Raw genomic sequence first — 13,338 nt, 5'->3', positions numbered from 1 at the left:
CCCTACCTTTCCTTGTTTTCAGGGCGTTCCTGCCAGCGCGCCCAGTACGGCGCGCAGCAATCCGGGGTGCCGGGGCCGCGCTTCCAGTGCGGTCCTGGCGATCACGAGTTCGGATCCGGGCACGACGAACACGGCCTGCCCGAGGCTGCCCAGCGCGTAACAGACATCGGGCAGACCGGGTCCGAGGTGACCATCGGTGGTGAGCCACAGCGAGGTTCCGTACGGATGGCGCATCGCCGCCGGGCCGGCCACCTCGGTGACCGGTGGCGCCGAACGCATGGCGTCCGTCACCAGCGCGCCGATCCGGGCTAGGTCGCCCGGCGTCGTGTACCAACCGCCGCACAGCAGCGGGATGCCGTCGGCGTCCGTTTCCAGCACGCTGTGCCGCAATCCGAGTGCGGGCAGGACGGTCCTGGTCAGCTGCCCGTGCACATCGTCTCCGAGCACAGCCCGCAGGGCGAGAGCCACGGTGAGGTGATCGATGCTCTTGTAGCAGAACAGTTTCCCCGGCGCGGCCTCGACCCGCGCCCGGGCGACCATGCGTTCGACGGACACCGGGCGCACGTACATGGCGAAGTAGTCGTCAGCGTCGCTGAGCATCTCCGGCGAGCCGTCCTCGAACCGGCGGACGGCGAGCCCGCTGCGCAGCCGCAGCAGGTCCAGCCACGTGATGTCCGGCAAGCCGTCGACCGGAACCGGGGCCGCGGGATCGAGTTCGCCCTCGCCCGCCAGGAAATCGACGATCAGCGCCGTCAGCGTCTTGGCGGTGGACCAGCCACGGGCCGGCGTCCGCGGGCCGAACCCGGGCGCGAACTCCTCGACCACGAGCTCGCCCCGGTGCGCCACGGCGACGCCGCGGGCGCCGGTGACGCGCAGGTGTTCGCGCACCGCCGCCCGCATCGCCTCGTATCCGGGCTTTCCGCTCACGGAGTCGCCCACCGGCCATGGCCGGGGATCGAGTTCCCGGTGCGGGGCCGGGCCTTCGCCGGATCCCCGCTCCAGCAGTCGCGCGCCACGGATACCATCGGCCACTGCCCGGCGGGACGCCCCGTCCGGCAGGCGCCCGGTCACGGACGCACCGTCCACGGTGAACTCGATCTCCGCAGGCGCCAGCGCTCCCCCGGCGAACCGGGTGCAGATCGTTTCCAGGTCGGCCTCCGCGGCGGCGCGGGACCTGCCGGACACGAACAGGGCGGAGCACAGCTCCTTGGTGCAGAAGCCGAGGGCGTTGTGTCGCCGCTGCGTCCGGAGGTCTGCGCTCATGACCGGTCCGGTGCCGTGAGGGCGAACATCCCGCACCGTCCGTCGAGGGGTTCCGCCGACGACGTGAACCCGCACTGCCCGAGCGAGGCCGCCTCGACCGCGTCGGTTACCGCCTTTCCCTGCTGCCGAGCCTCGGCGTCGGTACCCGCCGAGGCGGTGAGCCCACTTGCCTGCGTCGCGCACAGGCCGAGCTGTTCGTCATCGAGTGCACAACGCCATCCAGCCACGGTGCCCGCGCCGATCACTCCAGCGGTGGCCCGCACGTCCCAGCCCGGTTCGGGGTGCGGGAGGCCGAACTCGACGGTCACGCGCTCGGCCACCTGGCAGCCGAGCGAGACGGCGGCGACCGCCCGGTCGCCTCCACCCGGCGCGGTCGCCGCGGCGCACACGGCGATCCGCGGCAGTCCGGGAGCACCTTTCGCCGCAGCGGTCCGCTGTGGATCTTTTCCGGCCGGCAGATCAGGGGCGGTGCCCGCGTCGCCAGCGCTTTCGAAGCGGCGCAGCAGTTCCCGGGCCGCCTGGTCCTCCGGCCTGGCTTCGCGGGCAACCTGCAGGACCCAGCCGGTCGTAGGCATATGCGCTTCTCCTCGGCTGGGCGGATCGTGTGCACGCCGAGCGCGGCGTCCAGCCCGTCGACCGCATCGCGGATCGCGAGCGCTCCCGGCACCCAGGACCGGCTCGGTCAGCCCATCGACCACCAGCTCGACGTCGGTGAGCGGCCGGGCCGGGCTTCCCCTGGCGGGTTCGATGTGGACAGTCACCAGCTCTGCAGCCCGCTGTGCCACGCGTGCGGCTTCGTCACGCGTGCACCGTTCGTCCGGCTCGGGGGTGATCAGGTCCCACCGGGCCCGAGCATCGGGCGCTTGCGCGCGTTCGCTGGTGAACTGCGGCAGCCCCACCACGCCGTCGAGCCGGCCGGCGGCCGCCACGTGGTACGCGCTGAATCGCGCCTGCAGACCGTCGACGGGACCGCGGCGACCCATCAGCTCCGGCGGGTGGCGGGTGATCGACACCGCGGTGATCACGGACGGGTCCACCCGCGGCGCGGTGCCCGGTGCGGCGTCGATCCCGCACGGGTGGGGTTTGAACGCGTTCTGCTCCAGCTCCCCGTAACCGCCGAGCTTCGTGGTGTCCACCGCGGGCGCGAGCACGCCGAGCACCCCGTCCGGCCCGACGGGATCCGCCATCCCGGTCCAGCCGCTCGCGGCGGGCCGCGCTGCCAGCAGCCGGGCGCAGAACTCGGCGGTGACCGGCGTGGTCGTGATCGCTGGCACCATGCCCGCAACGCTAGGAACCACCGGTCAGGTGAACAACGCCATCCCAGCGGCGAACCGTTGCACCTGACGTAATGATCAGCCCCGCTCACGGCCTTCCCGGCGGGCAATCCTGGCCAGCATCAGCACGCCCGGGCGCACCCCGCCGCCGGGATGGGCCAGGAAACGGTGCGGGACGCCGAGCCGGGATCGGCGTCCCGCAGCCGCAGATGCGGCTGGTCGTTCATCCCCGCCGGCCCGAGCCCGGCACCTACCATGGACTCCACCAGGAACAGGTCGTTGGCCTCCACCGCGATCCGCGGCACGACCCCGGCGCGGGCGCACGCGTCGACCAGGTGCGTGCGGCTGCTCGAACCCGGCTCCATCGAGACGAACCGCCTGTCCCGTACCTCTCTGCCGGCTCGACCGCGGCCTGCCCCGCCAGCGGGTCGTCGGCAGGCACGGCCACCAGCACCGACTCGGTGACAGGGGGTCGCCCACCGTGCTCGCCTCGGTGGGCGCGACGGATGTGAACGCACCATCGACGTCGCCACGCAACAGGGTGGAAACCACGGACGTCGCCGAGCCCTGCCAGCAACGGAACCGAAGCCTCGGCAGGCCCTTCAGCAGCTCTATCAGCACGGCAGGCACGAACCGAGGCCGAGCGAGTACGTGTGCGCGACTCGCAGGACCCGTTGCGGCGCACCGGCTGCCGTGGGCGTGACGTCCACCGCGTCCGCCCGCGCCCGCAGCACGCCGTGCGCTTCTCGGGCCCATACCTGGCGGCTGTAACGCAGCCGCACCCGCCGGCCTGCCTGCTCGATCACGCCCGTGGATCGGAAACTTGGGGCAGGGCGACATGGGTCGCAGGCGAGAGCAGGTCGAGCGATCGTGACCCCGAGCTCGAAGCACATGGTCGGCTGCGGCACGTTTGTCTCCCGCCGCTTCGGGACGCCCGGTGAGAGCTGAACTCCGGCTCCGACGAGGTCGCCTCGGGAGAGCCGGCTCACCGGTCTCCCAACCGACTTGAAAGATCGGTTCGCCATCTCAAGCTCAGCCTCGTCCGGATGCGGAGGTGGCGGAGGCCGGCGTCGCCGAGGGAGCGCGCAGGAGTCGCCCGTCGGGCGACCGTTGTTGTTCCGGCAGTCCGGCCTGGCCTCCACCGAGGTCGGCGTCGCCACTCGGCGGTGCCGCCCTGGGCCGCACCGACCGCCGCAACGGCTTTTCCTGATCGTCGCCATGCCCTCGTCCGGTGCGCGCACGGCACGAAGCCGTGCGCGCGCCGGACGACGTCGGCCCGCGAGACAGGCGAAATCACCGAAACCGGGGCAGGGTCGTTCCTGATTGCTCGCTGATCGTCAGTTGTGGTGGGCGTCAGGGATCAATTCGGCCGGCACCGGTAGGCCGAGGTGATCGAGGAGGTCGGCCAGCTTGGCGTCGAGTTCTCGCCCGACCTGCGCGATCCGCGGGTCGTCGAAGCTGTCGAAACGCGTGCTGGGCTGGTCGATCGTGAACCAGGTGCGATCGTCGTGGTCCACGTAGATCGCGGTGCGCAACGGCGCGTAGAGCATCACCGAGGGGTCGTGCCGGAACATGCGCTGGGCGAAAACGTGATTGCCCATCAGGTACTCCACGCACGGGCGCGATTCGGCGGCCAATTCCATCAGAGAGGCGACGTCGGTGCCCCAGTACCTGATGAAGCTGTGCGGGGCGTTTTCCTCGGTGGCCTGCCGGACGAGGTCCCAACTGGCCTGTTCCCTCTTGAACTGCTCGTATCGGTCCGCCTGAAGCGCCGGTACCGCGCGCTCGTAGCTGTCTCGGAATCCCGCAAAGGTTGTCGTGACGGGGATGGCCAGGCGGACCACCTCGTGCGGGAAAGTCTGGATGGAGTGGGAATCGCTGGCGGACATGGCGTTGCCGTCCTTTGCTGGTTTGCGGGACAGGGTCGGGGGGACCGGGGAAAGCGGCCACGGTGTCGATCGCCGACGGCACCGTGGCGGCCCGTCAGTCGCCGAGGAACTCCAACACCTGCTGCACGAACAGGTCGTGGTACTGGAAGATCCCCCCGTGGCCCGCCTCCGGGTAGATGCTCAACGTGGCGTTGGGCAGCAGCCGCGCGAGGTGGAACGAGCTGATCGTCGGCACCAGAATGTCGTTGTCGCCGTTGACGACCAGGACGGGCTTGTCCACGTCGGCCAGACCGGCAGGTGAGGTGCCCTGCTCCCATTTCGTGGCCGCAGTCAGCTGGGCACCGATCGTCTCGTCCGTCACGGGCGTGTCGCGGTCCTCGATGCGCTCGTCGAGGCGAGCGAGAAAGGCGTTCGCGGCTGCCTCGCCGCGGGGTGTCGGCGAGAAGAAGAGAAAGTGCTTGGGGTGCTTGCCTTCAGTGGCCGACCGCCCGAAAGCGCTTTGCAGCCCGGCGCCCCAGCCGGCAGGCCCTTCGTCACCGGCGGGCGAGGTGCCGGCCAGGACGATCCGCCGGACCAGGTCGGGTCGCTGCTGGACGACCGCCTGGGCGACCATGCCACCCAGAGAAAAGCCCAGCAGATCCGCGTTGTCCAGCCCGAGAGCCTCCAGGAACGCCACCGTGTCGGCGGCCATCGCCTCGATGCTGTCGGGGGTGGTGCCGCCGGAGCCGCCGACGCCCCGGAGATCCACCACGATGACGCGACGCTCAGCCGCCAAGCCGTCGACCAGGGCGGGGTCCCAGTCGTCCAGCACCGCGGTGATGTGGTTCAGCAACACGAGCGGAACGCCGGCGGCAGGACCCAACTCGCGGTACGCGAACGGCGTTCCGCCCACGTCCACCGTCTCAGCCGGTGCTTGCACAAAACTCGCTGCCATGTCTTACCTTTCTTGCGCGGTGGCTCCGCGCTCTCTGAGGAAATCCGCCTACTGGCGCTGTTCGACAGCATCGCCGGGATCGGCGAGGAGCCGCTTCCGTCGGAAGACCACAGTCGGGCAGCGCGACACCCCGCACCAGGCAGTCATTCCTCCGTACCACCGTCTTGTGCGCAGGTCGGCGCAGTCAGGACGGGCTGACGAAATCAGGTTTCATGATGATCTTCGCGCACACTGAACCGATGGGGGTCCCACCGGGCCGGCGATCGACGGAAATCCCCTGCCCGTGACCGTGCAATCGTGTTCAGCGCCGGCTCAATGAGCCACAGTCTCGCTGCCAGTCATTCGACTCATGCGAACGGATTCCGTCCTGCCGACACTGATGCGGCAGCCGGGGGTGAGCTGGTGAGCCGGCCCGTGCCCACCGTTCTCGGTCACCGCCCCGCCTCCCTGATCTGCCGAAGACCAACGAGGAGCACCATGGCACAGATCGTCCTTGTTACCGGGGCTTCCAGTGACCTCGGAGCTGCCACCGCCAACGCGCTGGCCAGTTCGGGCCACACGGCGTACGCGGGGATCAGCCCGGCTGTCGTCCACCGGGCCGGCCGCCTCGCCGAGCCGAGCGGCCACGGCGCGCGCCTGCGCCCCATTTCTTTGGACGTGGCCGACCAGCGCTCGGTCTCGACCGCGGTCGGTGACATCCTGGCGGAAGCCGGAAGAATCGACGCGGTGGTCCACGCCGTCGGCCCGGTGCCCCGCGGGCCGCTCGAATCCTTCACCCCTTACCAGCTGGCGCAGATCTACGACGCGCATGTGCTGTCCACGCAGCGCGTCAACCGTTCCGTGCTGCCGCAGATGCGCGAGCGGCAGGAAGGCCTGCTGGTGTGGGTGGTGCCGGCGCACCACGATGCCGAGGACGCTCCCTACCTCGCGCTGCACTCCGAGGCGGTCACGATGATCGACCACCTCGCAGCGAGCTACGCCCAGGAGCTGACCGAGTTCGGCGTCGAAACCACGATCGTCGTCCCCGGTTTCCCGGTCCCCGAGACCGGCCGGCGCGTTCGCACAGTCCATCCGGACGACGCCGAGACGGCTCAAGCCTATGAAGGCCGATACCCCGGCCTGGTCCACCGCGTGGACTCGAAGCTGGCCGAGCACGCGCTCACCGGCGCGGAAGTCGCCCTCGCGGCCCAGGCCATCGCGGCCGTCGTCGGCAGCCCCAAGGGCACCCGTCCGCTGAGGATCGCTCCCGGCCGGCCCAGCGCCGCATCCGGCCAGGGCGCCGTGTGGTAGGTCGGTCCACCCCGCGCGGATGACGACGGCTCCGCCGACTCGTCGTTCACCACTGTGGCGGTGTCATTTCTCCAGGGCCGCCAGCGCGTCGCGAAGTGCAGCTCTGGAGGTGATCCCGAGCTTCGGGAAGATCTGGTACAGGTGCGCGCCGATGGTCCGGTGCGAGAGGTACAGACGCTCGGCGATCTGTTTGTTGCTCAAGCCGGAAGCCGCGAGATCCGCTATCTCCCGCTCCTGCGGCGTGAGCACTTCGCCGCTCGCCGTGGTTCTCGGTGCGCCCCACCCGGTGGCACGGAGCTCCTTGGCGGCCCGGTCGACCCAGGGCCCGGCGCCGAGCAGCGTGAACGCGTCGTACGCCAGGCGCAGCGGCTCTCGGGCGTCGGTGTTCGCCCGGGCGCGTCGCAGCCGTTCCCCATACGCCAACCGCACCCGGGCCAGATCGAACGGCCACCTTTCGACACCCGGCCTCGCCAGCGCATCCTCGAACAGGCGCACCGCCTCGGTGTCGTCGGTGGCGCACAACGCCGCCGAACCGGCGGCAAGCAGGCTGAGCCGCGGGGACAGCGCAGCGATGTCGGCCTCCCGCATGGCCCGCACGTGAGCGGCGGCGGCGCTGTGCCGATCGGTCCGTACCGCGGCTTCGACGAGGTCCAGCGCCACCCACAACGCATGCGGCACGTGGGAGGCGAACGTACCGGCTGGGCTGATCGCCGTCGCGTTCTGGTAGGCGCTTTCGAAGTCACCGCGGCCGGAGTCGGCCACTGTGCGGACGTGCCGGGCGCAGTGCAGCGCTGCCCCCACTCCCCGGGGTGTGGCCCAGCGAATGATCTGGTCGGTCAGGCGGTCGACCGCCTCGTCGTCGCCGCGCGGTGCGGCGACGACGGCTCGGCAGTACCAGAAGTAGAAAGTGAAGAAGTGGTACCCGGAGTCCTGGCACACCTCGATTCCTTCATCCGCCAGTTCCAGGCATTCGTCCCACCTGCCAGTGAGGTAATCGTCCACGCACAGGTGCAACAGCGCGCCGACGTGCGGGCGCGCCGGGCCGCCGTCGCGCCCTTGGAGAACGACTCGCCAGGACGGCTCGCGGACATCCGCCAGGCGATCGAGGTAGAGCGAGCCGGTGCCGGCGCGAACGATCCGGCCGGGGTCGGTTTCCTTCTGCAAGTCGCCGAGCACGGATTCCAGCTGATCCAGAGCTGCAGCACCGGAACGGGCTGGGTCGGACCTGGCCTTGGCGGCCACCGACAGCAGGGCGGGCGGCTCCGGTCGCAGGCGTCGGAGCGTCGCGTACAACGGGTCCCACAGCTCCGCACGGCCGCTGAGGGAGCACAGGAGCAGCAGCAGGTGAAGCGCGTCGATGAGGGCGCCGTCCTGGGCGTCGTAGCGGTGCGTGCCGGACTCGACCGCGCCGGCCAGCAGGCGGTGGGCGGTGTCGATGTCCCCGTCGCCGTTGAGGATCAAGAAAACAGCCACCGCCGCGAAGTGGAGGGACCCCTTCAGCTCCGGGTCGGCCAAGCGGGCGCCTTCGAGCAGTTCCGAGGCGTTGCGGAGTTGCCCGGTCGCGTCGGCGCCGATGTAGGCGGCCTCGGCGAGCCGGCGAGCGCGATTCGAGGCGTGGGGGCTCAGATCGGCAGCCCTGACCAGCGCCGCGACCGCGCCGACGGCGTCTCCGCGGGCCGCGATCCGACGCGCCGCCTGTTCCAGCAGGCCGGCCACGTGCTCATCCGGCTCGACGGAAGCTTCGCCGAGGTGCCAGGCCCGCCGCTCGGGGTGGCTGACCAGCACCTGGGCCAACGCTCGATGGGCCACTCGGCGCTCGGCACTCGTGGAAGCATCCACGACTGCCGAGCGGATCAAGGGGTGCCGGAAAACGAGCCGGCGCGTGCCGTCGTCGAAAGCCACCAGCCGATCCTGCTCGGCCGAGACGAGGCCTTCGAGGTCGCATTCGTAGCCGGCCTGCCGTGCCGATGCCTGCAGGACCGCGAGATCGCCGGTTCCCTCCAGCGTCGCGAGCAGCAACAGCCGCCGTGCGGCGAGGGAGAGGACGGACACCCGGGAGACGAACAGCGCCCGGAGCCGTTGGCTGAGCGGGAGTACGGCCGGAAGGCTCTCCAGGGCCACGCGCTGCTCCCCGCTCAGCGCCGTGGGCAATTCGAGCAGGGCCAGGGGGTTCCCCTCGGCCACCGACAGCAGGCGCTGACGCACTCGAGCGGCCAGCGTCGGAAATCGGGTGGTGAGCAGGAGCTGTGAGGACTCCCCGTCCAACGGCGGCACCTCGTACTCGGGCAGGCCACCGCGGTTGAAGAAGGTCTCGCTTCCCGAGCGCATGGCGCCGAGGAAAGTGACGCGGGTGCCGTTGAGCCTGCGGGCGACGAAGCCCAGTACGGCGGCGCTGGCCCGATCGAGCCACGGCAGGTCGTCGACGATCAGCAGCAGCGGGCCGGCCTTGGCCACGTGACGCAGGAGCATGAGAGTCGCGTTCGACACGACGAGCCGTTCCGGTGGTGCTCCGCTCCCGAAGCCCAGGGCGACTTGCAGCGCATCGGCATGCGGCGTCTCGAGTTCTCCGAACTGCTCGTAGAAGGGGAAGAGGACCTGGTTCAGTCCGGAATAGCTCACGTCGGCCTCGAACTCGACACCGGCGGCACGCAGGACCCGCGAGCCACTCTCGACCGCGGCTTCCGCCACGGCGTTGAGCAGTACGGTCTTGCCCACCCCCGCCGCCCCCGACAGCAGGAGCGCTCCACCACGATCCGTGGCATCGAGGAAGCCGCGGATGCGCTCGAGCGCCACGCCGCGTCCCACGAGGGAATCGACACCACGGTGTTCGAAAAGTCCGTTGTCGCCCACTGGATCACGCTCCCCCGCCCACGCGGGCCGCCGAGGCTTCCCGGCCTGGTGCGCGACCTCTCGGGCCGGACTGTCCACAAGCGAATCGCCGGTGTTCACTTCGGGCTGTCAACGTACGAATCCTTCACCCTGGCCGTGCGGAGTGCCGACGTCAGCTGTCGGCAGACCTCGCGCTGAAGCACTCGTGCCTCGTTCGGGCTGTCAATGATTTTGGACGATGCTCCACAGCATCGCGTGAAACTTCGCGTGGTCACGGGTGGGGATCGAGGACAGGCGACGCATGATCGCCGTATCGCGGGCGATGGCGACCTGGTCCTTCACCTCGACACCTTTCGCGGTTGCCCTGGGAATGCGCACGCGCCGGTCACGAGCTGAGCGTTCGCGGACGACGAGCCCGTCGCGCTCCATCCGGTCGAGAATCGACACCAACGTGGTCTTGTCGACACCGAGTTCCGTGGCGATCTCCAACTGCGTCCGCTCCGGACCGTTGCTGATCAGTTCGAGAACGAGCCAGTCGCGCAGATCGGTCAACCCCGCATCCCGCGAGACCTCGTTGAACGCGTCGCCGAGCGCTGCCGCCGCCCGATGCGCCAGCCAGGTCAGGTCGCCACTCGCCGACGTGGCGGCGGGTGGTGGCACCGCGCCGCGGCGTTCGCCCTTCGGAGGCACTGCGCGACCATATCATCCGCAGCCGGATCATCCAAGGTTGGATTAAATCTGCCGAAATGATCCGATGCCATACGGTCGTGCATGATGGGGTTGCCTCCTCAGCCGGGAGCGCCGGGTCCGCTCGGGCAAAACCACTCGCTCGTTCAGCGTCGCAGCCTAGAAGGAGGTTCGAAGGAAAACATGGCTCAAGATCCGGAAGACTTTGCCGATTCTCCACAACCGCCGGCTCACGGCGAGCACGACGCGCTCTCGGACGTGCTGCAGGCGATCCACCTGCAGGGTGGCGAGGTGCGGCGCCGGTCGAGCCCCCGTGAACGGCACCCGGCCGGGGCGAGGTTGCTGCACATCGTCGAGGAGGGTGAACTCAGCGTCGAGGTCGCGGGCGAGCACAGCGTGGAACTGGGCACCGGGGACCTGGTCCTGCTCGTGCGGGGTGATGCCCACCTCGTCCGGGCGACGCCGCACACGACCTGGGTGACCGGGGAGTTCCTCGTCGAGACGGTGGTCGCCGCGCCGCTGCTTGGTGTGCTGCCGCCGGCGATCGTGATCCGCGGCGACTCGCGATCGAAGGCGTGGCTCCCGCCGATCAGGGAACTCCTTGTGTCCGAGGTGGTTCACCGGGCACCCGGCGCCCGCGTGATGGTGTCGCGAGCGCTCGATCTGCTCTTCATCTGGTCGCTGCGGTCGTGGGCCGCGTCCGGCGACGTGCGCCACGCCGGCTGGCTGACGGCGGCGATGGACCCGGTGCTCGCTCCGGTCCTCACCGCGATCCACCGCGACCCCGGCCGTGACTGGCCCGTCGACGAGCTGGCGCGGCTCACGTCGCTGTCGCGTTCGGCGTTCGCGACGCGGTTCGCCGAGTCGGTCGGGGAAACGCCCGGTTCGTATGTGTTGCGGTGCCGGCTGGGCCACGCGGCGCACCTGCTGCGCGCCACGGCGGACCCGGTCGGCCGGATCGCGGCCCGCGTGGGCTACACGTCCGAAGCCGCCTTCAGCCGGGCCTTTTCGCGGGCCTACGGCAGTTCGCCCCGGGCGTGGCGCGGCGGGGCTGGTTCTGAGTCCTTCGAACGAACGCCGGAATGATCGACCGGTGCGCGGCCTCGCCCTCCCGGATCCGAGCTGGACGACGTCCACTCGATACACCGGGCCCCAGGGCGGTTTCCGCCACTTGGCCATGGAGGCCGGCCACGTCCACGAGACGAACTTCGGTGACGGGCGCCGGACGACATCGCCGGGGTTGACCGGTGGTGTCGTCCGGCCGGCGTCACCGGGTGGCCGCGACGGCCCGTTCGATGAGGTCGACGACGATCCCCGGGTTGGTCACTTGTGCTGCGTGGGGGGTGTTCGCCTCGACGATGTGGGAGTGGGCGCGGGTGGCCATGAAGCGCTCCGTGGCCGGCGGGATCACGTGGTCGGCATCGGAGACGAGGGCCCACGAGGGGATGCTCGCCCAGGCCGGCTCGCCGGACTTCTGGGTCAGGGCCGCCGAGTTGATGGGGCTCTGCGTGGCGGCGAGTTCCGCGGCGGTGGACGCGGAGACGCGGTTGCTCAGGAACAGGTTCCGGTACTGGTCCGGCTTGGCGTACAGATCGACCTCGGTGCCGCCGGTGTCGGCGTTGGTGTAGAGGACGGGGCTGAGGGCGGTGGGAATCTGCGCGTGGGGGTCGTTGGTGATTTGGCTGCCCGGGAACTTCGCGGTCAGGCTCTCGACGGTGTCGTCCGTGTCCGGCGCGAAGGCCGAGATGTAGACCAGGGCCGTGACGTTGGGGTTGTGCGTGGCGGCATTGGTGATGACGAATCCGCCGTAGGACTGTCCGACCAGGACGATGGGGCCCTGGATGGTCTTCAGGTAGGAAGCCAGGTAGGCGGAATCGCCGGAAACGCTGCGCAGGGAGGTCGGCGGGGCGACGACCGGGTAGCCGGCTGCCTGCAAGGGCTTGACCACGCTGACCCAACTGGCCGCGTCCGACCAGGCTCCGTTGACGAGGACGATCGTCGGTTTCGGAGCATTGGCGGTCGAGCGCGAGAGCGCGACAGGCGCGGTCTGGTGCGCTGGTGCGGCCGACGCCAGCGTGGTGATGCCGGCGGCGAGGGCGATCCCGGTCACGCCGAGGACGGCGGAGCGGAAAACACGACGGTTACGCACGGTTTCTCCTTGGTCGAAACGGTTGTCATAGCTGTCCGTCAGACATGTCTGTCTGCGGGGGTAAGTGGTGGTGGGCCAGGAGGCGTCGACAGTCACACGCCGGCGGGGGCGTGCTCCTCGGCCCAGTTCAGCGCGTAGTCGGCGACTTCTTGCCAGCCGTCCTGGCCGATGATGAAGTGCGAGCGCCCGGGGAATTCCCGGTAATCGGTGACGGCCGCGGACTTGCGGGAGAGACGCCAGTTGGCCTTGTTGACCTTGGGCGGCACGATGTGGTCGGCCTGCCCGGCGATGAACAGGAGCGGGGCCCGGCGCTGGCGGAAATCGACCCGGGTCGCGGCGCGGGGGTTGAAGTTGGCGAACGCCCCTTGGAACAGCACGCGGGCCGAGCCGGGTACGGCGTACCGCTCGTAGCGGGCAGCGGACTGGCTCTCGGTGAGCGTGTTGGTGACGGCGTAGTGGAACTGCTCCGGCGTCAGCGAGACCGCTTTGTTCTTGTTGGCCGGGTTTCCCAGGACCGGCCAGGTCGACTTGAGGGTCGACAGCGGCAGTGGAAGCACACCCTTGACGGCCGCCGAGTCGATGGCGACGCCGACGCTGCCCAGTCCGCGGTCGAGCAGGATCTGCACGACGGTGCCGCCGAACGAGTGGCCCATGATGATCGGCGGTCGACCCAGCGCGCGGATGATGTTCTGGTAGTGGTCGACCACCTCGCGAAGGCCGACTCCCGCGATACCCGCGGGGTCGCGCCGAAGCTCCTCCACCTCGCGGTCCAGCCCCGGCCAGGCCGGGGTGAGCACCCGGTATCCCCGAGCCTCGTAGTGGTGCTTCCACCCCTCCCAGCTGCGCGGGTTCACCCAGAGGCCGTGAACGAGCACGATCGTATCGGCCTCGTCGGCGGCGAAATCATTCATGCGGACCTTCCCTTGGACTAAGTGATGTCTCGTAACCCGGTTTGAGCTCGGTCGCGCTGATCGTTGATCATGTAGTTGTGCAGGTGATCTCGGCATCGCGTTCGGAATGGAT

The 13,338-nt window shown here is 69.9% G+C and carries 12 protein-coding genes; 2 read left to right on the top strand and 10 right to left on the bottom strand.

The annotated features are described in order from the left end of the window. Positions 1-18 precede the first annotated feature (18 nt). The 6 genes from ACIA77_RS36520 to ACIA77_RS36495 all read right to left on the bottom strand — a co-directional run bounded on the left by ACIA77_RS36520 (position 19) and on the right by ACIA77_RS36495 (position 5,360). Positions 19-1,263 (bottom strand): serine hydrolase domain-containing protein, encoded by a 1,245-nt coding sequence (locus ACIA77_RS36520; protein WP_395890649.1) that lies wholly within the window; start codon positions 1,261-1,263, stop codon positions 19-21. Then, the gene (locus tag ACIA77_RS36515; RefSeq protein WP_395890648.1) at positions 1,260-2,540 is read right to left on the bottom strand and encodes an MmgE/PrpD family protein; all 1,281 of its coding nucleotides are present in this window, start codon (positions 2,538-2,540) and stop codon (positions 1,260-1,262) included. The genes ACIA77_RS36520 and ACIA77_RS36515 overlap by 4 nt, the downstream gene beginning before the upstream one ends. Positions 2,541-2,659: 119 nt before the next feature. After that, positions 2,660-3,058, bottom strand: coding sequence for a LysR substrate-binding domain-containing protein (locus ACIA77_RS36510; RefSeq protein ID WP_395890647.1), 399 nt, complete (start codon positions 3,056-3,058; stop codon positions 2,660-2,662). Between the two features lie 93 nt (positions 3,059-3,151). After that, on the bottom strand, positions 3,152-3,343 hold the full coding sequence (locus tag ACIA77_RS36505) for a hypothetical protein (protein WP_395890646.1): 192 nt from the start codon (positions 3,341-3,343) through the stop codon (positions 3,152-3,154). Between the two features lie 531 nt (positions 3,344-3,874). After that, positions 3,875-4,426, bottom strand: a complete 552-nt coding sequence (locus ACIA77_RS36500) for a DUF302 domain-containing protein (RefSeq protein ID WP_395890645.1) — start codon at positions 4,424-4,426, stop codon at positions 3,875-3,877. 94 nt (positions 4,427-4,520) lie between these two features. Beyond that, positions 4,521-5,360 carry an alpha/beta fold hydrolase gene (locus ACIA77_RS36495; RefSeq protein WP_395890644.1) on the bottom strand — a complete coding sequence of 280 codons (840 nt, stop codon included), beginning with the start codon at positions 5,358-5,360 and terminating at the stop codon, positions 4,521-4,523. Positions 5,361-5,837: 477 nt separating this feature from the next. On the opposite strand from ACIA77_RS36495, the gene ACIA77_RS36490 reads away from it, so the two are divergent. Then, a complete protein-coding gene (locus ACIA77_RS36490; RefSeq protein WP_395890643.1) occupies positions 5,838-6,650 on the top strand; it encodes an SDR family NAD(P)-dependent oxidoreductase in 813 nt (270 codons plus the stop codon). Positions 6,651-6,713: 63 nt separating this feature from the next. Here the strand turns inward: ACIA77_RS36490 and ACIA77_RS36485 are convergent, their stop codons facing one another. Next, on the bottom strand, positions 6,714-9,500 hold the full coding sequence (locus ACIA77_RS36485; RefSeq protein WP_395890642.1) for an AAA family ATPase: 2,787 nt from the start codon (positions 9,498-9,500) through the stop codon (positions 6,714-6,716). Positions 9,501-9,701: 201 nt separating this feature from the next. Then, positions 9,702-10,169: a MarR family winged helix-turn-helix transcriptional regulator gene (locus tag ACIA77_RS36480; protein WP_395890641.1), complete on the bottom strand. Its 468-nt coding sequence runs from the start codon at positions 10,167-10,169 to the stop codon at positions 9,702-9,704. A 180-nt stretch (positions 10,170-10,349) separates the two neighbouring features. Between ACIA77_RS36480 and ACIA77_RS36475 the strand changes: the two genes are divergently transcribed. Continuing rightward, complete coding sequence (locus tag ACIA77_RS36475) at positions 10,350-11,252, top strand: cupin domain-containing protein (protein ID WP_395890640.1); 903 nt, start codon at positions 10,350-10,352, stop codon at positions 11,250-11,252. 181 nt (positions 11,253-11,433) lie between these two features. Here ACIA77_RS36475 and ACIA77_RS36470 read toward each other — a convergent pair whose 3' ends face one another. After that, entirely contained in the window at positions 11,434-12,411 is a 978-nt protein-coding gene (locus tag ACIA77_RS36470; RefSeq protein ID WP_395890639.1) for an alpha/beta fold hydrolase, read from the bottom strand. Beyond that, the coding region (locus tag ACIA77_RS36465; RefSeq protein ID WP_395890638.1) for an alpha/beta hydrolase at positions 12,408-13,338 on the bottom strand (931 nt) is incomplete at its 5' end. The genes ACIA77_RS36465 and ACIA77_RS36470, both read right to left, overlap by 4 nt.

The organism is Amycolatopsis sp. NPDC051903 (assembly GCF_044452505.1).
Lineage (GTDB): Bacteria > Actinomycetota > Actinomycetes > Mycobacteriales > Pseudonocardiaceae > Amycolatopsis.
Note: the sequence above shows the minus strand (reverse complement) of the source record. Positions and strands in the feature narration are given on the sequence as shown.

Excerpts from the sequence above, each read along its gene's own strand:
- ACIA77_RS36520 (WP_395890649.1), bottom strand. The coding sequence starts at position 1,263 with ATGAGCGCAGACCTCCGGACGCAGCGGCGACACAACGCCCTCGGCTTC.
- ACIA77_RS36515 (WP_395890648.1), bottom strand. The coding sequence starts at position 2,540 with ATGGTGCCAGCGATCACGACCACGCCGGTCACCGCCGAGTTCTGCGCC.
- ACIA77_RS36510 (WP_395890647.1), bottom strand. The coding sequence starts at position 3,058 with ATGGTGCGTTCACATCCGTCGCGCCCACCGAGGCGAGCACGGTGGGCG.
- ACIA77_RS36500 (WP_395890645.1), bottom strand. The coding sequence starts at position 4,426 with ATGTCCGCCAGCGATTCCCACTCCATCCAGACTTTCCCGCACGAGGTG.
- ACIA77_RS36495 (WP_395890644.1), bottom strand. The coding sequence starts at position 5,360 with ATGGCAGCGAGTTTTGTGCAAGCACCGGCTGAGACGGTGGACGTGGGC.
- ACIA77_RS36490 (WP_395890643.1), top strand. The coding sequence starts at position 5,838 with ATGGCACAGATCGTCCTTGTTACCGGGGCTTCCAGTGACCTCGGAGCT.
- ACIA77_RS36475 (WP_395890640.1), top strand. The coding sequence starts at position 10,350 with ATGGCTCAAGATCCGGAAGACTTTGCCGATTCTCCACAACCGCCGGCT.